This window comes from Psychrobacter sp. H27, assembly GCF_059072655.1.
Map to the genome: position 1 here is coordinate 228,024 of NZ_JCACRX010000001.1, position 23,720 is coordinate 251,743.

The 23,720-nt window shown below is 47.7% G+C and carries 13 protein-coding genes and 2 pseudogenes; 11 read left to right on the top strand and 4 right to left on the bottom strand.

Going from position 1 to position 23,720, the window contains the following annotated elements; translation table 11 throughout:
• Positions 1-93 precede the first annotated feature (93 nt).
• Positions 94-1,491, top strand: a complete 1,398-nt coding sequence (locus tag AC5JPY_RS00900) for a Na+/H+ antiporter NhaC family protein (protein WP_493851780.1) — start codon at positions 94-96, stop codon at positions 1,489-1,491.
• Between the two features lie 76 nt (positions 1,492-1,567).
• Here AC5JPY_RS00900 and AC5JPY_RS00905 read toward each other — a convergent pair whose 3' ends face one another.
• Both AC5JPY_RS00905 and AC5JPY_RS00910 read right to left on the bottom strand, forming a co-directional pair.
• Positions 1,568-2,314: a siderophore-interacting protein gene (locus tag AC5JPY_RS00905; protein WP_493851781.1), complete on the bottom strand. Its 747-nt coding sequence runs from the start codon at positions 2,312-2,314 to the stop codon at positions 1,568-1,570.
• 205 nt (positions 2,315-2,519) lie between these two features.
• Complete coding sequence (locus tag AC5JPY_RS00910; protein WP_493851782.1) at positions 2,520-4,769, bottom strand: TonB-dependent siderophore receptor; 2,250 nt, start codon at positions 4,767-4,769, stop codon at positions 2,520-2,522.
• A 368-nt stretch (positions 4,770-5,137) separates the two neighbouring features.
• On the opposite strand from AC5JPY_RS00910, the gene AC5JPY_RS00915 reads away from it, so the two are divergent.
• Positions 5,138-6,631 carry a PepSY-associated TM helix domain-containing protein gene (locus AC5JPY_RS00915; protein ID WP_493851783.1) on the top strand — a complete coding sequence of 498 codons (1,494 nt, stop codon included), beginning with the start codon at positions 5,138-5,140 and terminating at the stop codon, positions 6,629-6,631.
• 101 nt (positions 6,632-6,732) lie between these two features.
• On the opposite strand, the gene AC5JPY_RS00920 is transcribed toward AC5JPY_RS00915, so the two are convergent.
• Complete coding sequence (locus AC5JPY_RS00920) at positions 6,733-8,514, bottom strand: ATP-binding cassette domain-containing protein (RefSeq protein WP_493851784.1); 1,782 nt, start codon at positions 8,512-8,514, stop codon at positions 6,733-6,735.
• 83 nt (positions 8,515-8,597) lie between these two features.
• On the bottom strand, positions 8,598-10,889 hold the full coding sequence (locus AC5JPY_RS00925; protein WP_443523999.1) for a TonB-dependent receptor: 2,292 nt from the start codon (positions 10,887-10,889) through the stop codon (positions 8,598-8,600).
• A gap of 504 nt (positions 10,890-11,393) precedes the next feature.
• On the opposite strand from AC5JPY_RS00925, the gene AC5JPY_RS00930 reads away from it, so the two are divergent.
• From AC5JPY_RS00930 to AC5JPY_RS00970, 9 genes and pseudogenes are all read left to right on the top strand, one after another.
• Positions 11,394-12,362 carry an OmpA family protein gene (locus tag AC5JPY_RS00930; RefSeq protein ID WP_319052366.1) on the top strand — a complete coding sequence of 323 codons (969 nt, stop codon included), beginning with the start codon at positions 11,394-11,396 and terminating at the stop codon, positions 12,360-12,362.
• Between the two features lie 82 nt (positions 12,363-12,444).
• Entirely contained in the window at positions 12,445-16,647 is a 4,203-nt protein-coding gene (locus AC5JPY_RS00935) for a cadherin-like domain-containing protein (protein WP_493851785.1), read from the top strand.
• 28 nt (positions 16,648-16,675) lie between these two features.
• Positions 16,676-16,750, top strand: a pseudogene (locus AC5JPY_RS00940) (hypothetical protein); the annotation flags it as partial.
• Between the two features lie 59 nt (positions 16,751-16,809).
• Complete coding sequence (locus AC5JPY_RS00945; protein ID WP_493851786.1) at positions 16,810-17,109, top strand: hypothetical protein; 300 nt, start codon at positions 16,810-16,812, stop codon at positions 17,107-17,109.
• Positions 17,110-17,214: 105 nt separating this feature from the next.
• Complete coding sequence (locus AC5JPY_RS00950) at positions 17,215-18,237, top strand: tandem-95 repeat protein (protein ID WP_493851787.1); 1,023 nt, start codon at positions 17,215-17,217, stop codon at positions 18,235-18,237.
• Positions 18,238-18,251: 14 nt separating this feature from the next.
• A pseudogene (locus AC5JPY_RS00955) lies at positions 18,252-18,824 on the top strand (Ig-like domain-containing protein); the annotation flags it as partial.
• An 8-nt stretch (positions 18,825-18,832) separates the two neighbouring features.
• The gene (locus tag AC5JPY_RS00960) at positions 18,833-20,458 is read left to right on the top strand and encodes a tandem-95 repeat protein (protein WP_493852711.1); all 1,626 of its coding nucleotides are present in this window, start codon (positions 18,833-18,835) and stop codon (positions 20,456-20,458) included.
• Positions 20,409-20,948 (top strand): cadherin-like domain-containing protein, encoded by a 540-nt coding sequence (locus AC5JPY_RS00965; RefSeq protein WP_493851788.1) that lies wholly within the window; start codon positions 20,409-20,411, stop codon positions 20,946-20,948. The genes AC5JPY_RS00960 and AC5JPY_RS00965 overlap by 50 nt, the downstream gene beginning before the upstream one ends.
• The gene (locus AC5JPY_RS00970) at positions 20,881-23,712 is read left to right on the top strand and encodes a beta strand repeat-containing protein (protein WP_493851789.1); all 2,832 of its coding nucleotides are present in this window, start codon (positions 20,881-20,883) and stop codon (positions 23,710-23,712) included. The genes AC5JPY_RS00965 and AC5JPY_RS00970 overlap by 68 nt, the downstream gene beginning before the upstream one ends.
• The last annotated feature ends 8 nt before the right edge of the window (positions 23,713-23,720 follow it).

The following is a 23,720-nucleotide window of genomic DNA, read 5'->3' on the forward strand; positions in this document are numbered from 1 at the left end:
CTAGCAAACCCGTTTTTTAACGCTATAAAATTAACACTCCCAAATTCAAACCCACTCTAATGCCAGTATCTACTGGCATTTTAAGGATGTGTCATGCCACCAAAACCACTTACCGAGATCAGTGCCAAGCTCGCCTTTATCATCTCCGCCATCGTCATCGGTATCATGGGCATCACCATGATCGGCTTTGGCTGGGTACCACACCTGTCTCTTATCCTTGCCATCTGTGTGCTACTGGCTATCGGTATGACTAAAGGTCTCAGCTTTGACGACATGCAAGCGCAAATGGCCTCAGGGGTCATGCGCGGTATCGGTGCCATCTATCTGTTCTTCTTTATCGGTCTCATGGTGGCAGCGTTGATGATGTCAGGGGCTATTCCAACGCTCATGTATGTGGGCTTTGAGCTGATCTCACCTGAGTACTACTATATCTCTGCCTTTGTCTTAACCTCTATTATCGGTATTGCTCTAGGCAGTAGTTTGACGACTGCTGCAACGCTTGGTGTGGCATTTATCGGCATGAGTAATGCCTTTGATGCCAATGTGGCGATAGCGGCTGGGGCAGTGGTATCAGGGGCGTTCTTCGGTGATAAGATGTCGCCCTTATCTGATACTTGTACGATTGCGTCCTCAGTAGTCGGTATTGATCTGTTTGAGCACATTCGCAATATGATGTATACGACAGTCCCTGCATGGATACTGACAGTGATATTGTTTTGGATGTTTTCAGACCAGACGACCGGCGCTGATCTGAGTCAAGTGACTATATTACAAGGACAGCTGATAGACAGTGGTTTGGTACATGGGTATTCGGTACAGCCGTTTATCATACTAGTTGGATTGGCACTGTTTCGGGTCAATGCGATTTATACAATTATCTGTACGATTGCAGCAGCATTGATTATTACTTATATCCACAGTTCACCAAGCTTTGGTCAATTGGGTGGTTATTTGTTTGCAGGCTATGCGCCTGCTGAGTCATTAGAGCTGGGTGAGGTGGGCGGTATGCTGTCGCGTGGCGGTGTACAGAGTATGTTCTTTACACAGGCGATTGTGATATTGGCGCTGAGTTTAGGCGGTCTGTTAACGGCACTGGGTATTCTGCCAGCATTACTGTCTGGTATTAAGAATACACTGACGACATCAGGACGAGCGATCTTTGCAGCAGCGATGTCGGCACTCAGCATCAATGTGCTGATTGGTGAGCAGTATTTAAGTATTCTATTATCCGGTACAGCATTTCGTTCGACGTTTGAGCGCCTGCAATTGCATCCTAAGAATTTGTCGCGGACGATTGAGGATGCAGGGACGGTGATTAATCCACTGGTACCATGGAGTGTGTGCGGGGTGTTTATCAGTCAGGCATTAGGAGTGCCAGTATTAGAGTATCTACCGTATGCGTTCTTTTGTTATTTGTCACTGCTACTGACGCTGCTATTTGGTTTTACGGGGCTGACGATTAGTCGGGTGGAAGAGGGGGAAGGTGATTGAGGCATGATAGGTGAGGTTTAATAAAAAAAGGCGTGACTCATATGAGCTACGCCTTTTTTGAATTTAAAATCTGTATTTATTGCTCTGCCGTTTGGGCATCCTGACTTTTCACCACTTTATGCTGATCCTCTGTGCTGTCGACTTTCCAGTAGCTAGACACATATAAATGCGTCTTTGGTATGTCGCGCTCCATTTTAAAATACTGGCGCAGTGCGCGCATGCTATGGAACTCGCAAGCCGCCCAAGCTGCAGGCTGTCCCTTAAGCCAAGTCAATGATTTGACCGAGTCAAACAAAGGGCTGCTATCTGCATTTGGATGCGCGTTAATTACCCAATGAATCTCGACGTTATCTGGTTTTTTGAGTGCTTGCTTATCAGCTTCAGAGGTGATCTCAAGTACCGCATAGCCACGTGCATCAGCAGGCAATTGTGCCAGATTGACCGTGATTGCTGGTAGCGCCGTCATATCACCGACTAACAAAAACCAATCGGCGTCACTGTTGATGAGTTTTTTGGGTCCGGGTCCGCCTACTAGTACTTGATCACCAGCTTGAGTGTTGCGTGCCCACGTCGATGCAGGGCCTGCAGCCTCATGTAAGGCAAAATCAACGTCTATCTCATCATCGCGCTGAACGCTGACGGTGTAGGTACGTACCACTGGCTTTGCATCCTCGCCTTGAGGAAACATCAGTTTGATATAAGCGCTTTCTTGATCCACTGGAAAATCAGTCAGTCCTGTGCCACCAAGCGTGACACGGCACATGTTTGGGGTGAGGTATCTGCTACCAATAACATCAAGTAATCTAGGGGTTGGTTTTGCCATATATTATCTTCCTTCTTTTAGCGCGTGTAGCTTTTCGCGTATAACATTGGTGCTCAAACTATTATGTACGTTCGTTTGATAGTTTATAAGGCAAGAGCACTGCTTTGATACTCTATTATCTTAAAAATCTATATTATCTTAAAAACACATCGCTAGAATGGTCGACTGCCAAACACCATTCTAACGATAACTGAGCTCATAAGGTTTAAAAATTGGCTTTTAGACTGACGGACATTTGGCGTTCAGGTCCCATCCAGCAGTTCTCGGTATCGTAACAAGCGCCGACGTAAGTCTTGTCAAACAGATTATTGATACTAGCACCCAGCGCGAGCATAGGGTTAATCTGATAACTACCACCAATATCGACCAACGTCACGCTTGGGAGCTCGTCTGAGTTTTGCTTATCGATCTGCATGCCATCTTCATAGCGAACGCCAGCATTTAGAGTCAGTTTGTCTGTCGCATAGTAGTCTGCCCATAGCGTGGCTTTGTGCTTCGCCGTTTGGGCAGGAGTGTTGCCGACCACATCTGGATTGAACTCATCTTCGGTAATCTCAGCATCGGTATAGCTGTAGCTTGCAGCCACGTCTACCCAGTCATTAAGCATGCGACTGCCTGATATCTCAAACCCTTGTGATTCAATCTCACCCGTTTGAACTTTCTGTCGATAGTCAGCGGGATTGGTGACGACGACATTTTGCTGTGTGATATCGAATACGGCTAACGTTCCTTTGGTCGCACGATCTGGAGACAAGTACTTCACCCCAGCTTCGAGCTGATCAGCAGTGCTAGGGTCAAAGGGTTCATTGGTAGTAAAGTTGCTACCAACCACAGGCTGGAACGACTCTGAATAGCTGACAAATGGGGAGAGTCCATTGTCAAAATCATAAATCGCAGCAAAACGGCCGCTGGTCTCTGATGCATCATTACCAAACGTCTCGTTATTATAAACTGCACCTTGAGAGGCGTCAGTTTGCTTAGTCGTACTCTCAAAGTTGTCGTGACGTAGTCCAGCGACAACGGTTAAATCTTGCCACTTCATTTCGTCTTGCACATAGAATCCAAGCTGGCTTTGTTCGATATCTTGTGTCTGACGATAGGTATCCAGCGGTAGCGTAGCCGTATTTATTTGTGAAAAGTCTGGATTAGACAAGTCAAGATTTGGCGTGCCATTTGCACCAGCATCATAGTAAATCGCGCTGCTGTCTGTCTCTTGATATTCAGCACCAAACAATAAGTTATGTGAGGTGTTGCCAGTATCAAATGTATAGGCCAGTTGATTGTCTGTGGTCCAGTTATTCATGTTCTCATCAGTGGTATAGGCGACGCGATTGAGAATCGTGTCACTACCTTCTACAAACCCTCTATTGTACATATTGCGCTGCTGCGCCTCAGCATCGGTATAGCGCGTGATGTGTTTAAAGGTCAACTGATCATTGATATCCCAGTTCACGGTGACACTTGGCATAAAGACTTCTTTGCTAAATTTATTCCATTCATCACCTGCATAGGCGTCACTGTTCAATTTGCCATAGCTTGCTTTGTAGACCGTACCGATAGCAGGTAATGGGGTAGAGGGCACCATCTCTGGATCATCTTGATAAAACAAATTAGCAAGTACAGAGACATCGTCGGTCGCTTGCCATTCAAGCGATGGGTTAATCAGCAATCGCTCTTCTTCAGTGGTTTGCATTTGACCGTCTTTTTGACGTTTTAGCGCCACTAGTCGGTAGTTCAGCGTGTCTGTGATGGGACCTGTGCTATCGACGGCGACTTCCTTTAGGTTTTGATTACCGAATCGCAGCTGTACTTCATTTTCTTGTGTGCTTTTGGGTGTCTTGGCTATTTGGTTGACCATACCTCCAGGTGCTGCGTAGCCATAAAGCGAGGATGCTGGTCCTTTGATAATTTCTACTGCCTCTGTCGCATAGACGTCGACTTGCGGCATAAGGTTCCAAGCGCCATCGTAGGGTAGTCTCAGTCCATCATAAAAATTAGAGTAAGTTTTGAACCCGCGGATGTTGTACTCATCAAATATCGATACTGTGCCACGGCTTTCAGTGCTCACGCCTGGCTCATAACGTAGAGCCGCATTAACGCTATCTGCTTGTCGTTTTTGTAATAAGTCTTGATCGATTCTGGTATAGCTCATTGGCGCATCGTCTGGGTCCAATGCAGTTTTGGTACCGGTACTGCGATAGCCATCTGAATAGACGGTAATAGCGTCTAAGGTAGTCGATGGCGCTATGTCATTGCCCACTTTATTAGTATCTAGAGAGTTTTCTACGCTTGTCTCAATTACGTTATTTTCAGTATTGTTAGCCGTATTGTTTTCGATACTGTTTGTGGGGTTCTCAGCATAGGCTGAATGGCTCAGACCCATTGCTAGTCCCAGTTGGACGGCTAAGGTTAAACGTTTTTGGCGAATGGATTTGGACGTTGAGACAGAACGCATCATGTTTCCTTGTAAGGTGTTATTGAGTACCAGAAATAGAAGAAAAGGAATAATAACATTAACGATAATCATTATCATTAAAATTTACAAATAAAAAGGTTGTAGAGGGATATTAAGCGAGATGGTGCTGTGTCTATAGTCTGTACATGACCAGTAGTTATCATCATCAACGCTAGTAGGTACCGTCTATCCGCTAAAAGGCGTAACTTATCGATAATTACTGCCACAAGTAATAGCGTTTATAGGGCTTTTCTCGTATGATGCAGGCGTCTATTTGGGCTTAAGTAAACCAGTAAGCATTGTTAAGGGCAACTACTGATAGAGCGCTCTTGTTTATCAGTGACTAAAAAGCGCTAAAGGCCATATTTATGAACGAACCTATGCCGAAACCCACGAACAACCAACGCTACTTTACGGTATGGCGTTGGCACTTTTATGCTGGGATATTCGCGGCGCCTTTTTTGATTGTTTTGGCCATCACTGCACTTGGTATGCTGTTCATGTCCAACACTGCAGGCCGTGATGATGATCGTCTCACCGTGGCTATACCAGAGTTGACCAGCCAAGCACCTGTTTCTATCCAAGCCAAAAACGCGCTGAGCACTTTGCCCAATAGCACACTGGTTAAGTATATCGCGCCTCGCGATACAGATACGGTCGCCTTGTTTCAGATAAAATCAGACGAACACAGCAACATGGTGGCGGTCAATCCCTATACGGCTGATATCGTCCAAAGTACACCGTCTAATAGCGGGCTATATAGCACCTTTAATGATATTCACAGTGATTTGTTGATTGGAAAAGTTGGTGATTACCTCCTAGAGACCGCGGCGTCCTTGACTATATTGATGATATTGTCTGGCTGGTACCTCTGGTGGCAAAAACGCAAGTCCGTCAAAGCGATGTTAATACCTAACGATACGGCAACCAGTAAGAAAAAACGGTCTTTTATGCGTACCATTCATGCCACGCTCGGCAGTTGGGTCTCTATATTACTGCTGTTTTTTTGTATTTCAGGAATGGCATGGGCAGGCGTATGGGGCGAGAGAGTCGTGCAAGCATGGAGCCAGTTCCCTGCGGGTAAGTGGGGTGTGGCACCAGTGCCAGTATCTATTGATCATAGCCAACATAGCACCATGCAGGAATCTGCAGCAGCACCACATGTACATGGTGCAGCCGCGTCTGACGTACCTACACATGGTAGCGCCTTAAACTCAGGAAGCACTAAAGAAGTGCCTTGGGTCCTTGAACTGACGCCGATGCCAGCATCAGGCACAACTATGGGTGAAAATGGTATCGCTACCAATATACCTATTATGATAGATACGGTAGATCGGTTCGCTCGTGAGATGGGGTTTGTAGGGCGCTATCAACTAAACCTACCACAAGGCAGTAGAGGCGTCTGGACCATTAGCCAAGATTCAATGAGCTATGATATGAAAAGTCCAACAGCAGACCGTACGGTACATATCGACCGCTATTCGGGCAATATCTTGGCGGATATACGCTTCGATGATTATAATGCTTTTGGTAAATTTATGGCGGCTGGTATTGCGCTGCATATGGGTACGCTTGGATGGTGGAGTGTACTTGCCAATGTGCTATTTTGCCTTGCAGTAATCGCTATCTGTGTCAGCGGTTATGTCATGTGGTGGCAACGTCGCCCGCGTCATGCTAGTCAGAGCAGTGGGTTAAACCCGCCAGCACGTGGGCAGCACTTTACAGTGTGGTGGCCGCTCGCCATTCCTTTATTAATAGTGGCTATCATATTCCCAACCGCTATTATTGCGATTGTGGTGATTGTGCTATTAGACTTTTTAGTGATTTCTCGTGTTGGGTTTTTGCACAGATTATTAAAATAAATGGTTCAAAAAATTATTCTTATTTAAAAAAGCGGGGCATCTTGTTAAGAGACGCCCCGCTTTTTTCTATTGTTTAAGTTGGCTCTGTACCGAGATGGTCTTTATGACAACATAGCAATGGCGTCCTTACTAGCGCGTTGTCTTTCTTCAGCATTGAGCTCAGTGAGGCGACCTTCTTTCATTAGCAGTAACCGATCAGCGTGCTCAAAGTAACCATCATCGTGGCTGATGATAAACAGCGTTTTACCCAATGCTTTTAGTTCAGGTATCAGTGTCTGGTAGAACACGCGGCGAAACGCAGGATCTTGGTCAGCCGCCCACTCATCGAGTAGTAAGATATCTTTTTGTTCAGCGACCGCGATGAGCATAGCCAAGCGTTTGCGTTGTCCTTGTGACAGCTTGTCTGTAGACAATTGATTGTCAGTCACACTGACTTTGTCTTGTAAGTTCAACTTATGCAGCCACGCACTTACTAGAGACTCATCAGGCTGCTGTCCTTGCTGACCAATCAGTTGCTTAAATAGATGCTGATCGCTAAAGATAGCAGAGTATAGCTGTCTATAGTCAGCATTGTTGTGCGGCTCAACGCGCAGTGTATCGATATACACTGCGCCCGTAGTAGGGGTAAAGATACCCGTAATAATCTTGGCAAGCGTAGATTTCCCGCTTCCGTTAGCCCCAATAAGGAACACCACGTCGCCTCGTTTGAGCGTCAGATTAACACCTTTTAAGATATTGCTAGTAACGTTGCCAGTGGTATGGTCACCCTCGCTGTCATTGAAAGCGGTATTGTTCGAGGTACTGTCACTAGGAAGACCGTTACTGGAAACACCGTTACTGGAAACACCGTTACTAGAAACATGGTAGCGATAGTTTACATCAGTTAGCGAGATGGTCTGCCAATGCTGGCTAGTACCACTTGTTTGAAATGTAGGCTGGTGCTCAGCTAACGCTAGTGATTGTATTTTGTCTAGGGCAACTTGAGCTGTTTGTAGGGTTGGATAGGCACCGACAGCATGGAGCAGTGGTGACTGCATAAATAGGATGGTCAAAGAAAAGGTAGTGGCGATACCCATCGAGATACCCAGGTAATTGGCCACCGCAAATACCACACCAATCGCGGCAAACATCATAATATTAGACCAGTTCACGGCTGACAAATGATAAGTGTCAGACTTGATCACTCGTTCTTTATAAGCTGCCGCGTGTTCTAAAAAGTCATGCGTGTATAGTTGCTCGGCACGGTGATGGTTGAGTGCCAGCTCTTTACGACCATCGATGATTGACTGATAGTCTTGATACAGCGCATCGTTAATCTCTCTAATGGCTCTTAGATGATGATACACATGCTTGACCAAAATAGTGCTGATCCAAATCGTCATTGCAATCCAAAACATCACGATCAGTAATAGTGGTAGCGAAAGCCAGCCCAGATAAAACCCAACACCAACAGCCAAAATAACACCTTGTACCAACTCCGGCATACGCACGAAAGCGACGGTAATAGACTGAATATCTGCGGATAGACTGGCGAGTAGCCGTGCACTACCCAGATGATCGATTTGAGGAACTGTGGTATCGATGATTTGCTTGACCAGTTTGGTTCTGAGCTCATAGACGAATTTGTGCCCCAAGCATGTCAGTGCATATTGCGATACAAAGGTGGTCATCAACAATAATAGTACCAGTAATACAAACTGTCCTAAACTTGCCCACGATAAGGTATTGAATACAGGCTGGCTGATAAAGGTATGATTGATATAAGCAATAATACCGACACTAACAGCAGCATTGATTAAGTTGAGTAAGATGACTTTTAAAAAGGGCGAGCGATACTTTGCCCAAATCATATGATACAAAGAAGTGCTGGCACGAGAAGACATAATGACTCAGTAATAGTATAAATTTTTGATAGCAGAAAAGGGAGTAGGTCGCGCCTAGTCCCTTCTATGGAACTCAATGATGTCTAGAAATCGAACGTTGCGGATACTTTTAATGCAGTGGGTTCGCCAGCATTTAAGTAACCATAACCTGGCAGACCACCGACTGATTGCCAATAATCTTCATCCGTGACATTAGTGACCATGCCTTTGAGGGTGACATCTTGTCCGCCAAGCATCGTGCGATAGCGGGCCCCTAAATCTAAGGTCGTATAACCATCAACTTTTAGAGTATTGGCAGCATCTGCGTAACGTGCCCCTGTGTGGATAATATCGCCTGTTAACGTTAACCCTTCAACTGCGGCTAAATCATACTCTAGGTTGACATTGCTTTGAAGCGTAGGAATGCCGATGACTCTATTGCCATCTAGTGCGTCATTGCCCGTGTCTCTTTGCTTAGCACTTAAGTAGCTGACACCAGCATTGAGGCGCATGTTCTCACTTGGACTACCAAAGACCGTCAACTCAGCACCTTGGTGACGGTTTTCACCCGCTTCGACAAACGTACTGGCGTCATTGATATAGGCACGTGGCTCATCAGTACTAAATAATGCTAGACTGCTGCCAATCATACCATTGTCATATTTAACGCCCACTTCAGTTTGTTTACTGACATATGGATCTAAGTTTTGCCCGGCATTAGTCAAGGTATTACCATCGATGTCATTCAATGGTGCTGTAGCACCTTTAGCCAAGCTTTCGATGTAGTTGCTATAAATAGACCAATCCATACTCGGCTGATAGACAATGCCGATACTTGGGGACCATTTACTCTCATCATATGCAGACAGTTGAGCTTGAGTATTATAGTCATAGCTTGTCGTTTTTATATTCTGATGACGCACGCCTACCGTAGTCTTTAGCTTGTCATCAAAAAATGAGAGCGTGTCAGCGAGCGCAACGCTCTGTAGCTCGGTCTCAGACGTACGTTTGGGATTATCTAGATCACCACCAAAAATAGCAGCACTTGACCACGCGTTATTAGCATAATCAATAGGATCATAGAGGTTGGTCGCGAGTTGGTTACCAAAGTCAAAAGCGTAAGCGCCTTTTTCTTCTTGATCATAAAGATCAGCGGCTAGTACCCAATTGTGATCAATCTTACCTGTTTGCCACTTACCCCGTAGTCCAAGCTGGGCACTTTGCACCAGATCTTCACGAGTATTATCGAAGCGATAAGTCGTGCCTGTGCCGTCGGCATCCGTGACGGTGAGGTTTGCCAAGGAGTTGGACTCGTCACTGCTTCGAATACCATAGGCACCGTAGCCTGTGATACTGTCATTAAAGTCATACTCACCTCTAATAGTACCAAAGATGTCTTCCTCGTTAGAGTAGGTCCAAGGCTGTGCCCAGTTTTTCGTACCTTTTGGCGCTTTTGGCACATCTGTGACACCATCTAACGTGACATTGGTACGCGTCTCATTGAGCTTATTATCTTGCCAACCAAGATCGGCGGATAAACGGTACTTGTCGGCTCTGTAATCCAAACCAAGCGCTGCTAGTCCTAAAGTTGAGGATTCATCATCGATAGCGCTGTCACCATCTTGATAGGCGGCATTGAAGCGCACACCAATGGCGTCACCCGTACCAAAGCGATTACCGACATCTATTGCGACTTTACCTTGATCACCTTGACCATAGCCAACCGTTATCTCACGCAGAGGATCATTGTCAGCCCGTTTAGGTAGTAGGTTGATAGTACCGCCCGCATTATTACCGCTAGGTGCAGCACCATTTAACATCGCTGATGCTCCGCGTTGAACCTCAACGCGCTCGAACAGTTCAGTTGCGATGTATTGTCTTGGTAGAATACCGTATAGACCATTGAACATGGTGTCATCTGAGGTAGTCACAAAGCCGCGCATAAAGTACGCTTCTTGGAAATTACCATAACCTCTAGCGACACGCACGGTTGGGTCTTTTTTGAGTAGATCGCCTACGCTTTGTGCTTGCTGGTTGGTGATGTATTCATTGGTGTATGAGGTGGTGGAGAAAGGAGTATCCATAATATCTTGATTACCCAAGAGTCCAACACGGCTACCGGTTGCGACTTGTCCGCCCTCATAAGCGCTCGGTAGTCCAGACGCTGACGCATCGGCGCTACTGGTGACGACGATGGTATCAAGCACCACACTGGGAGAGACAGACGAAGAATCAGTGTTTATATCTGTCTGCGCCCATGCTGCATGACTTGCGCCTAATAATAGTATTGATGTAGACAGATAGGCTGAGTGCCGCGCGCTTGATGATCGCGTGTGGCGAGATGTTTTTACAGTATTGATGCGAGATAAAGCAGAATATAAGCGAGACAGTTGCATTGGGTTTTCCAGCAAGTATGTTAAGCGTCTATTGTAATGATAATCATTTTCGTTATCAATATTATTACGGCATTAATGCTAAATATACTTTTAGGTTGTAGGGTAGAGTCTTTTACCATTGGGGTTTGAGAAAGTCACCAATCATAAGCAGGCTGTAGTTTGTGGGAAGTTAGCTATGCATTGGAATGGAATAGTATAGTTCTGGCGCTAAAACCTTAGTAAATTGCCAATTGCTAAGTATCAGTGAATGCGGCTCAGTCTAAATGCATAAGATCCGTTTTATAGTGTTGATGACACAGTGATGGACTTACCATAAGAGTACATAACAGTCGGTTAGTTTCTTTTATTTGTATCGTCTATGTCAGATAATGAACCGCGAATATTTTGCAGCTTGCGTATATTTAAAGGTTTTCATCACACAAACACATGGCATGATTTGTGCAACAACTGAAGTTAAAGTAAGACTTAAATACCTACCCAAAAATTATTAATCAGGAAATCATCATGGAAAAAGTACTAAAGAAAGCTATGGCTACTATTGTTTTACCTACTATTCTACTTGGTGTTTCTGGCTGTGCTGTCACAGGCAACAGTGGTATTGATAATGAAGGTGACAGTCGTAGAGTGAATAACGTCATGTGGAATAATCAAGTCGACATGGATTTTCGTGATGTGCTAGCAAAAGAAGTCAATGCTAATGAAACGAGACTGGTGTTTATTCGTAAAAGTGATGATGACCTAGAACAAACCAGTGCCAATATTTCTGTCAATAATAGATATCAGGTGAGCTTGCACCCTGGCAATTATACGGCCGTTAACTCTTGCGTTGGTAGCAATCAGTTAAGTGCTCATGCTACTGGTTTTAAAGACAATGATTTGTTGGCAGATAAGACAGACTATAAACTTGATGGTGGACAAACATACTTTTTCTATGTTGACATGGATGCTTTTGGCAAAAGCACACTGGAACAAATAACGAGTGATAGTGCTTTACCATTACTAGAAACCAAACGTTATCAAACTCATCAAATTAGCCGAGTGGTACCCAACTGCGCAGTACCAACAGCAGTTATAACGCCGATACCTGAGGCTTTGCCAGTAGTACCAGTATTAGCTGAAAAAGTGACCATCGAACTTGAAGTGCTGTTTGAAACGGACAAATCTGTAGTACAGCCTGAATACTATTCTAAAATATCTGAAGTCGCAGAATTCATGGCTCAATACCCAAACACTATGGTTACTATCGAGGGGCATACCGATAGTCGGGCAAGCGAACGCTATAATCAATCACTATCACAACGACGCGTAGATGCCGTAAAAGAAGTATTGATTACTCAGTTTGGTATCGATCCTGAACGTCTAAATGCTATCGGTTATGGTGAACTACAGCCTAGAGCTACCAACGATACAGCTGCTGGCCGTCAGCTTAACCGCCGTGTTGTCGCTGTGGTCGAAGAACGCGTGGGTAATTGATACAAGTATATTTATATTATAAATAAAGCCGCATCATAAAAGTATTTCAAGCGGCAACAAAGCATTTAAAAAAGGGTAACCAATGAATACTATCATCGTAAAAACTAATAATACTACTGAGACTGTAAGCCAGATAGAAGTCGTCACAAAAGATGGCATACCTACAGTTATTCAAGCCTCAGAAAGAGTGAATTACGAGTTTCATGACAATGCCATAAACCGTGCTCCTAACCATATTATTACTAAACGTATTAAGAACGACCTCCATGTCTCATTTGAAAAAGAAGGCGAAGAGAGCGATCTTATTGTTGAAGGTTTTTACGACAGTGCAGATAGTGCTCTACTAGGTATTGCTGAAGATGGTGAGTATTACTACTATATTCCAGATACTGGTGAAACCTATGATTATGTTACTCAATTAGAAGTGGGTGACGTGGAAGGGCAAGCATTGGGCGGGGAAGTCTATGCAGCTGTCATCCCTTGGTGGATACCTGCTGCTGCTGGATTGGGAATTGCCGGACTATTAGCGAGTACAAGTAGCAACAGTCGAGATGACACCCTCATTGAAGATAATACGCCGCCATTGGTAGAAAATGAAGTTATAGCTGGTAGTTTGGGGCAGTCGGTTACTATTACTTTGTTAAGTAGTGCTATCGACCTTGAGGGCGATATTGACCCAACTAGTGTCAAACTAATCAATCTAAACACTGGACTTGAAGTCACCAGTCTAACCGTACCGGGTGAAGGCACATGGAGCGTGAATCCAGAAACAGGAGCAGTCACTTTTACCCCAGAGGCGGGCTTTACTGCTGATCCAACTCCAGTGGCATATATAGTGTCTGACTTGACTGGCAACAAATCCAATCAAGCCACTATAACCGTCGACTACCCACCAACGGCGCCAAACGTTGAAGATGAGATTCAAACAGGCAGTGTTGGTCAGCCAGTCGTCATCAATGTGCTAGATAACGCCACCGACCTTGAGGGCGATATTGACCCAACTAGTGTCAAACTAATCAATCCAAACACTGGACTTGAAGTCACCAGTCTAACTGTACCGGGTGAAGGCACGTGGAGCGTGAATCCAGAAACAGGAGCAGTCACTTTTACCCCAGAGGCGGGCTTTACTGCTGATCCAACTCCAGTGGCATATATAGTGTCTGACTTGACTGGCAACAAATCCAATCAAGCCACTATAACCGTCGACTACCCACCAACGGCGCCAAACGTTGAAGATGAGATTCAAACAGGCAGTGTTGGTCAGCCAGTCGTCATCAATGTGCTAGATAACGCCACCGACCTTGAGGGCGATATCGACCCAACGACCGTCAAGCTAATTGACCCAGACAATGGTGATGAAGTAACTACGTTGACGGTCACAGGCGAAGGAGAATGGGTCGTTGATCCTACCTCAGGCGCTGTGACCTTTACACCAGAGGACGGTTATACAGGTGATCCAACACCTGTAGACTACATCGTAGTGGACAGCACCAACTTAAAGTCTGACCCAGCTACCATCACCATCGACTACCCACAAACCGCCCCAGTGGCACAGAACGATGCAGACACTGGTGACTCTGGTGAGACTGTCGTGGTAGACGTGGTGGCCAACGACACCGATGCTGAAGAAGATCTTGACCCAACCACCGTCATCATCACCCAATCACCAGCCGGTGGCATCATTGCCGCTGATGGCAAATCAGTCGTGGTAGATGGCGAAGGCAGCTGGAATGTGGATGCAGACACTGGGGCAATCAGCTTTACCCCAGAAGATGGCTTTACCGCAGACCCAACCCCAATCAGCTATAGCGTTGAAGACATCAACGGTTTGGTATCGAACGAAGCCACGGTCACCATCGACTACCCACAAACCGCCCCAGTGGCACAGAACGATGCAGACACTGGTGACTCTGGTGAGACTGTCGTGGTAGACGTGGTGGCCAACGACACCGATGCTGAAGAAGATCTTGACCCAACCACCGTCATCATCACCCAATCACCAGCCGGTGGCACCATTGCCGCTGATGGCAAATCAGTCGTGGTAGATGGCGAAGGCAGCTGGAATGTGGATGCAGACACTGGGGCAATCAGCTTTACCCCAGAAGATGGCTTTACCGCAGACCCAACCCCAATCAGCTATAGCGTTGAAGACATCAACGGTTTGGTATCGAACGAAGCCACGGTCACCATCGACTACCCACAAACCGCCCCAGTGGCACAGAATGATGCAGACACTGGTGACTCTGGTGAGACTGTCGTGGTAGACGTGGTGGCCAACGACACCGATGCTGAAGAATATCTTGACCCAACCACCGTCATCATCACCCAATCACCAGCCGGTGGCATCATTGCCGCTGATGGCAAATCAGTCGTGGTAGATGGCGAAGGCAGCTGGAATGTGGATGCAGATACTGGGGCAATCAGCTTTACCCCAGAAGATGGCTTTACCGCAGACCCAACCCCAATCAGCTATAGCGTTGAAGACATCAACGGTTTGGTATCGAACGAAGCCACGGTCACCATCGACTACCCACAAACCGCCCCAGTGGCACAGAATGACGTAGGCGTCGGTCCTTTGAATGCCCCTGTGACTGTCGACATCTTGAATAACGATAGCGATGCTGAGGGTGACCTTGACCCAACGACCGTCAAGCTAATTGACCCAGACAACGGTGATGAAGTAACAACGTTGACGGTCACAGGCGAAGGGGAATGGGTCGTTGATCCTACCTCAGGCGCTGTGACCTTTACCCCAGAGGCGGGCTTTACTGCTGATCCAACTCCAGTGGCATATATAGTGTCTGACTTGACTGGCAACAAATCCAATCAAGCCACTATAACCGTCGACTACCCACCAACGGCGCCAAACGTTGAAGATGAGATTCAAACAGGCAGTGTTGGTCAGCCAGTCGTCATCAATGTGCTAGATAACGCCACCGACCTTGAGGGCGATATCGACCCAACGACCGTCAAGCTAATTGACCCAGACAATGGTGATGAAGTAACTACGTTGACGGTCACAGGCGAAGGAGAATGGGTCGTTGATCCTACCTCAGGCGCTGTGACCTTTACACCAGAGGACGGTTATACAGGTGATCCAACACCTGTAGACTACATCGTAGTGGACAGCACCAACTTAAAGTCTGACCCAGCTACCATCACCATCGACTACCCACAAACCGCCCCAGTGGCACAGAACGATGCAGACACTGGTGACTCTGGTGAGACTGTCGTGGTAGACGTGGTGGCCAACGACACCGATGCTGAAGAAGATCTTGACCCAACCACCGTCATCATCACCCAATCACCAGCCGGTGGCACCATTGCCGCTGATGGCAAATCAGTCGTGGTAGATGGCGAAGGCAGCTGGAATGTGGATGCAGACACTGGGGCAATCAGCTTTACCCCAGAAGATGGCTTTACCGCAGACCCAACCCCAATCAGCTATAGCGTTGAAGACATCAACGGTTTGGTATCGAACGAAGCCACGGTCACCATCGACTACCCACAAACCGCCCCAGTGGCAATTCCAGAAGTAGAGAGTATTAATGAAGATGTCACTTTAATAGATAACGTATTGACCAATGACACTGACGCGGAGGGTGGTCTATTGATCGTACAATCAGCCACCGTAGACGTTAATGGCAGTGGCGACCAAGTTGCTTTAGAGCTGGGTGTTGCAACAACCATCACTGATGACAATGGTGATGCAATTGGTGACTTGACCCTAAGCGCAGATGGCAGTTACACCTTTGATCCAGCGCCTAACTTCAACGGCACCGTGCCCCAAGTGAGCTATACAGTGACCGACCCTGAGGGCAACACTGACAGCACCACCTTAGACATCACTGTAACGCCAGTAGAAGATATACCGGTCGCGAGCCCTGAAGTTGAAAGCACGCCTGAGGACACTGACTTAACCGGCAATGTCCTTACTAACGATACTGATGGTGACGGTAACAACACCCTAACTGTAGATTCAGCCACCGTAGACGTTAATGGCAGTGGCGACCAAGTTGCTTTAGAGCTGGGTGTTGCAACAACCATCACTGATGACAATGGTGATGCAATTGGTGACTTGACCCTAAGCGCAGATGGCAGTTACACCTTTGATCCAGCGCCTAACTTCAACGGCACCGTGCCCCAAGTGAGCTATACAGTGACCGACCCTGAGGGCAACACTGACAGCACCACCTTAGACATCACTGTAACGCCAGTAGAAGATATACCAGTCGCGAGCCCTGAACAACACCCTAACTGTAGATTCAGCCACCGTAGACGTTAATGGCAGTGGCGACCAAGTTGCTTTAGAGCTGGGTGTTGCAACAACCATCACTGATGACAATGGTGATGCAATTGGTGACTTGACCCTAAGCGCAGATGGCAGTTACACCTTTGATCCAGCGCCTAACTTCAACGGCACCGTGCCCCAAGTGAGCTATACAGTGTGGATGCAGACACTGGGGCAATCAGCTTTACCCCAGAAGATGGCTTTACCGCAGACCCAACCCCAATCAGCTATAGCGTTGAAGACATCAACGGTTTGGTATCGAACGAAGCCACGGTCACCATCGACTACCCACAAACCGCCCCAGTGGCAATTAATGGCAGTGGCGACCAAGTTGCTTTAGAGCTAACAACCATCACTGATGACAATGGTGATGCAATTGGTGACTTGACCCTAAGCGCAGATGGCAGTGATCCAGCGCCTAACTTCAACGGCACCGTGCCCCAAGATATACAGTGACCGACCCTGAGGGCAACACTGACAGCACCACCTTAGACACTGTAACGCCAGTAGAAGATATACGGTCGCGGCCCTGAAGTTGAAAGCACGCCTGAGGGTGGTCTATTGATCGTACAATCAGCCACCGTAGACGTTAATGGCAGTGGCGACCAAGTTGCTTTAGAGCTGGGTGTTGCAACAACCATCACTGATGACAATGGTGATGCAATTGGTGACTTGACCCTAAGCGCAGATGGCAGTTACACCTTTGATCCAGCGCCTAACTTCAACGGCACCGTGCCCCAAGTGAGCTATACAGTGACCGACCCTGAGGGCAACACTGACAGCACCACCTTAGACATCACTGTAACGCCAGTAGAAGATATACCGGTCGCGAGCCCTGAAGTTGAAAGCACGCCTGAGGACACTGACTTAACCGGCAATGTCCTTACTAACGATACTGATGGTGACGGTAACAACACCCTAACTGTAGATTCAGCCACCGTAGACGTTAATGGCAGTGGCGACCAAGTTGCTTTAGAGCTGGGTGTTGCAACAACCATCACTGATGACAATGGTGATGCAATTGGTGACTTGACCCTAAGCGCAGATGGCAGTTACACCTTTGATCCAGCGCCTAACTTCAACGGCACCGTGCCCCAAGTGAGCTATACAGTGACCGACCCTGAGGGCAACACTGACAGCACCACCTTAGACATCACTGTAACGCCAGTAGAAGATATACCGGTCGCGAGCCCTGAAGTTGAAAGCACGCCTGAGGACACTGACTTAACCGGCAATGTCCTTACTAACGATACTGATGGTGACGGTAACAACACCCTAACTGTAGATTCAGCCACCGTAGACGTTAATGGCAGTGGCGACCAAGTTGCTTTAGAGCTGGGTGTTGCAACAACCATCACTGATGACAATGGTGATGCAATTGGTGACTTGACCCTAAGCGCAGATGGCAGTTACACCTTTGATCCAGCGCCTAACTTCAACGGCACCGTGCCCCAAGTGAGCTATACAGTGACCGACCCTGAGGGCAACACTGACAGCACCACCTTAGACATCACTGTAACGCCAGTAGAAGATATACCGTCGCGAGCCCTGAAGTTGAAAGCACGCCTGAGGACACTGACTTAACCGGCAATGTCCTTACTAACGATACTGATGGTGACGGTAACAACACCCTAACTGTAGATTCAGCCACCGTAGACGTTAATGGCAGTGGCGACCAAGTTGCTTTAGAGCTGGGTGTTGCAACAACCATCACTGATGACAATGGTGATGCAATTGGTGACTTGACCCTAAGCGCAGATGGCAGTTACACCTTTGATCCAGCGCCTAACTTCAACGGCACCGTGCCCCAAGTGAGCTATACAGTGACCGACCCTGAGGGCAACACTGACAGCACCACCTTAGACATCACTGTAACGCCAGTAGAAGATATACCGGTCGCGAGCCCTGAAGTTGAAAGCACGCCTGAGGACACTGACTTAACCGGCAATGTCCTTACTAACGATACTGATGGTGACGGTAACAACACCCTAACTGTAGATTCAGCCACCGTAGACGTTAATGGCAGTGGCGACCAAGTTGCTTTAGAGCTGGGTGTTGCAACAACCATCACTGATGACAATGGTGATGCAATTGGTGACTTGACCCTAAGCGCAGATGGCAGTTACACCTTGATCCAGCGCCTAACTTCAACGGCACCGTGCCCCAAGTGAGCTATACAGTGACCGACCCTGAGGGCAACACTGACAGCACCACCTTAGACATCACTGTAACGCCAGTAGAAGATATACCGGTCGCGAGCCCTGAAGTTGAAAGCACGCCTGAGGACACTGACTTAACCGGCAATGTCCTTACTAACGATACTGATGGTGACGGTAACAACACCCTAACTGTAGATTCAGCCACCGTAGACGTTAATGGCAGTGGCGACCAAGTTGCTTTAGAGCTGGGTGTTGCAACAACCATCACTGATGACAATGGTGATGCAATTGGTGACTTGACCCTAAGCGCAGATGGCAGTTACACCTTTGATCCAGCGCCTAACTTCAACGGCACCGTGCCCCAAGTGAGCTATACAGTGACCGACCCTGAGGGCAACACTGACAGCACCACCTTAGACATCACTGTAACGCCAGTAGAAGATATACCGGTCGCGAGCCCTGAAGTTGAAAGCACGCCTGAGGACACTGACTTAACCGGCAATGTCCTTACTAACGATACTGATGGTGACGGTAACAACACCCTAACTGTAGATTCAGCCACCGTAGACGTTAATGGCAGTGGCGACCAAGTTGCTTTAGAGCTGGGTGTTGCAACAACCATCACTGATGACAATGGTGATGCAATTGGTGACTTGACCCTAAGCGCAGATGGCAGTTACACCTTTGATCCAGCGCCTAACTTCAACGGCACCGTGCCCCAAGTGAGCTATACAGTGACCGACCCTGAGGGCAACACTGACAGCACCACCTTAGACATCACTGTAACGCCAGTAGAAGATATACCGGTCGCGAGCCCTGAAGTTGAAAGCACGCCTGAGGACACTGACTTAACCGGCAATGTCCTTACTAACGATACTGATGGTGACGGTAACAACACCCTAACTGTAGATTCAGCCACCGTAGACGTTAATGGCAGTGGCGACCAAGTTGCTTTAGAGCTGGGTGTTGCAACAACCATCACTGATGACAATGGTGATGCAATTGGTGACTTGACCCTAAGCGCAGATGGCAGTTACACCTTTGATCCAGCGCCTAACTTCAACGGCACCGTGCCCCAAGTGAGCTATACAGTGACCGACCCTGAGGGCAACACTGACAGCACCACCTTAGACATCACTGTAACGCCAGTAGAAGATATACCAGTCGCGAGCCCTGAAGTTGAAAGCACGCCTGAGGACACTGACTTAACCGGCAATGTCCTTACTAACGATACTGATGGTGACGGTAACAACACCCTAACTGTAGATTCAGCCACCGTAGACGTTAATGGCAGTGGCGACCAAGTTGCTTTAGAGCTGGGTGTTGCAACAACCATCACTGATGACAATGGTGATGCAATTGGTGACTTGACCCTAAGCGCAGATGGCAGTTACACCTTTGATCCAGCGCCTAACTTCAACGGCACCGTGCCCCAAGTGAGCTATACAGTGACCGACCCTGAGGGCAACACTGACAGCACCACCTTAGACATCACTGTAACGCCAGTAGAAGATATACCGGTCGCGAGCCCTGAAGTTGAAAGCACGCCTGAGGACACTGACTTAACCGGCAATGTCCTTACTAACGATACTGATGGTGACGGTAACAACACCCCTAACTGTAGATTCAGCCACCGTAGACGTTAATGGCAGTGGCGACCAAGTTGCTTTAGAGCTGGGTGTTGCAACAACCATCACTGATGACAATGGTGATGCAATTGGTGACTTGACCCTAAGCGCAGATGGCAGTTACACCTTTGATCCAGCGCCTAACTTCAACGGCACCGTGCCCCAAGTGAGCTATACAGTGACCGACCCTGAGGGCAACACTGACAGCACCACCTTAGACATCACTGTAACGCCAGTAGAAGATATACCGGTCGCGAGCCCTGAAGTTGAAAGCACGCCTGAGGACACTGACTTAACCGGCAATGTCCTTACTAACGATACTGATGGTGACGGTAACAACACCCTAACTGTAGATTCAGCCACCGTAGACGTTAATGGCAGTGGCGACCAAGTTGCTTTAGAGCTGGGTGTTGCAACAACCATCACTGATGACAATGGTGATGCAATTGGTGACTTGGGTGTTGCAACAACCATCACTGATGACAATGGTGATGCAATTGGTGACTGACTTAACCGGCAATGTCCTTACTAACGATACTGATGGTGACGGTAACAACACCCTAACTGTAGATTCAGCCACCGTAGACGTTAATGGCAGTGGCGACCAAGTTGCTTTAGAGCTGGGTGTTGCAACAACCATCACTGATGACAATGGTGATGCAATTGGTGACTTGACCCTAAGCGCAGATGGCAGTTACACCTTTGATCCAGCGCCTAACTTCAACGGCACCGTGCCCCAAGTGAGCTATACAGTGACCGACCCTGAGGGCAACACTGACAGCACCACCTTAGACATCACTGTAACGCCAGTAGAAGATATACCGGTCGCGAGCCCTGAAGTTGAAAGCACGCCTGAGGACACTGACTTAACCGGCAATGTCCTTACTAACGATATTGATGGTGACGGTAACAACACCCTAACTGTAGATTCAGCCACCGTAGACGTTAATGGCAGTGGCGACCAAGTTGCTTTAGAGCTGGGTGTTGCAACAACCATCACTGATGACAATGGTGATGCAATTGGTGACTTGACCCTAAGCGCAGATGGCAGTTACACCTTTGATCCAGCGCCTAACTTCAACGGCACCGTGCCCCAAGTGAGCTATACAGTGACCGACCCTGAGGGCAACACTGACAGCACCACCTTAGACATCACTGTAACGCCAGTAGAAGATATACCAGTCGCGAGCCCTGAAGTTGAAAGCACGCCTGAGGACACTGACTTAACCGGCAATGTCCTTACTAACGATACTGATGGTGACGGTAACAACACCCTAACTGTAGATTCAGCCACCGTAGACGTTAATGGCAGTGGCGACCAAGTTGCTTTAGAGCTGGGTGTTGCAACAACCATCACTGATGACAATGGTGATGCAATTGGTGACTTGACCCTAAGCGCAGATGGCAGTTACACCTTTGATCCAGCGCCTAACTTCAACGGCACCGTGCCCCAAGTGAGCTATACAGTGACCGACCCTGAGGGCAACACTGACAGCACCACCTTAGACATCACTGTAACGCCAGTAGAAGATATACCGGTCGCGAGCCCTGAAGTTGAAAGCACGCCTGAGGACACTGACTTAACCGGCAATGTCCTTACTAACGATACTGATGGTGACGGTAACAACACCCTAACTGTAGATTCAGCCACCGTAGACGTTAATGGCAGTGGCGACCAAGTTGCTTTAGAGCTGGGTGTTGCAACAACCATCACTGATGACAATGGTGATGCAATTGGTGACTTGACCCTAAGCGCAGATGGCAGTTACACCTTTGATCCAGCGCCTAACTTCAACGGCACCGTGCCCCAAGTGAGCTATACAGTGACCGACCCTGAGGGCAACACTGACAGCACCACCTTAGACATCACTGTAACGCCAGTAGAAGATATACCAGTCGCGAGCCCTGAAGTTGAAAGCACGCCTGAGGACACTGACTTAACCGGCAATGTCCTTACTAACGATACTGATGGTGACGGTAACAACACCCTAACTGTAGATTCAGCCACCGTAGACGTTAATGGCAGTGGCGACCAAGTTGCTTTAGAGCTGGGTGTTGCAACAACCATCACTGATGACAATGGTGATGCAATTGGTGACTTGACCCTAAGCGCAGATGGCAGTTACACCTTTGATCCAGCGCCTAACTTCAACGGCACCGTGCCCCAAGTGAGCTATACAGTGACTGACCCTGAGGGCAACACTGACAGCACCACCTTAGACATCACTGTAACGCCAGTAGAAGATATACCGGTCGCGAGCCCTGAAGTTGAAAGCACGCCTGAGGACACTGACTTAACCGGCAATGTCCTTACTAACGATACTGATGGTGACGGTAACAACACCCTAACTGTAGATTCAGCCACCGTAGACGTTAATGGCAGTGGCGACCAAGTTGCTTTAGAGCTGGGTGTTGCAACAACCATCACTGATGACAATGGTGATGCAATTGGTGACTTGACCCTAAGCGCAGATGGCAGTTACACCTTTGATCCAGCGCCTAACTTCAACGGCACCGTGCCCCAAGTGAGCTATACAGTGACCGACCCTGAGGGCAACACTGACAGCACCACCTTAGACATCACTGTAACGCCAGTAGAAGATATACCGGTCGCGAGCCCTGAAGTTGAAAGCACGCCTGAGGACACTGACTTAACCGGCAATGTCCTTACTAACGATACTGATGGTGACGGTAACAACACCCTAACTGTAGATTCAGCCACCGTAGACGTTAATGGCAGTGGCGACCAAGTTGCTTTAGAGCTGGGTGTTGCAACAACCATCACTGATGACAATGGTGATGCAATTGGTGACTTGACCCTAAGCGCAGATGGCAGTTACACCTTTGATCCAGCGCCTAACTTCAACGGCACCGTGCCCCAAGTGAGCTATACAGTGACCGACCCTGAGGGCAACACTGACAGCACCACCTTAGACATCACTGTAACGCCAGTAGAAGATATACCAGTCGCGAGCCCTGAAGTTGAAAGCACGCCTGAGGACACTGACTTAACCGGCAATGTCCTTACTAACGATACTGATGGTGACGGTAACAACACCCTAACTGTAGATTCAGCCACCGTAGACGTTAATGGCAGTGGCGACCAAGTTGCTTTAGAGCTGGGTGTTGCAACAACCATCACTGATGACAATGGTGATGCAATTGGTGACTTGACCCTAAGCGCAGATGGCAGTTACACCTTTGATCCAGCGCCTAACTTCAACGGCACCGTGCCCCAAGTGAGCTATACAGTGACGGTAACAACACCCTAACTGTAGAT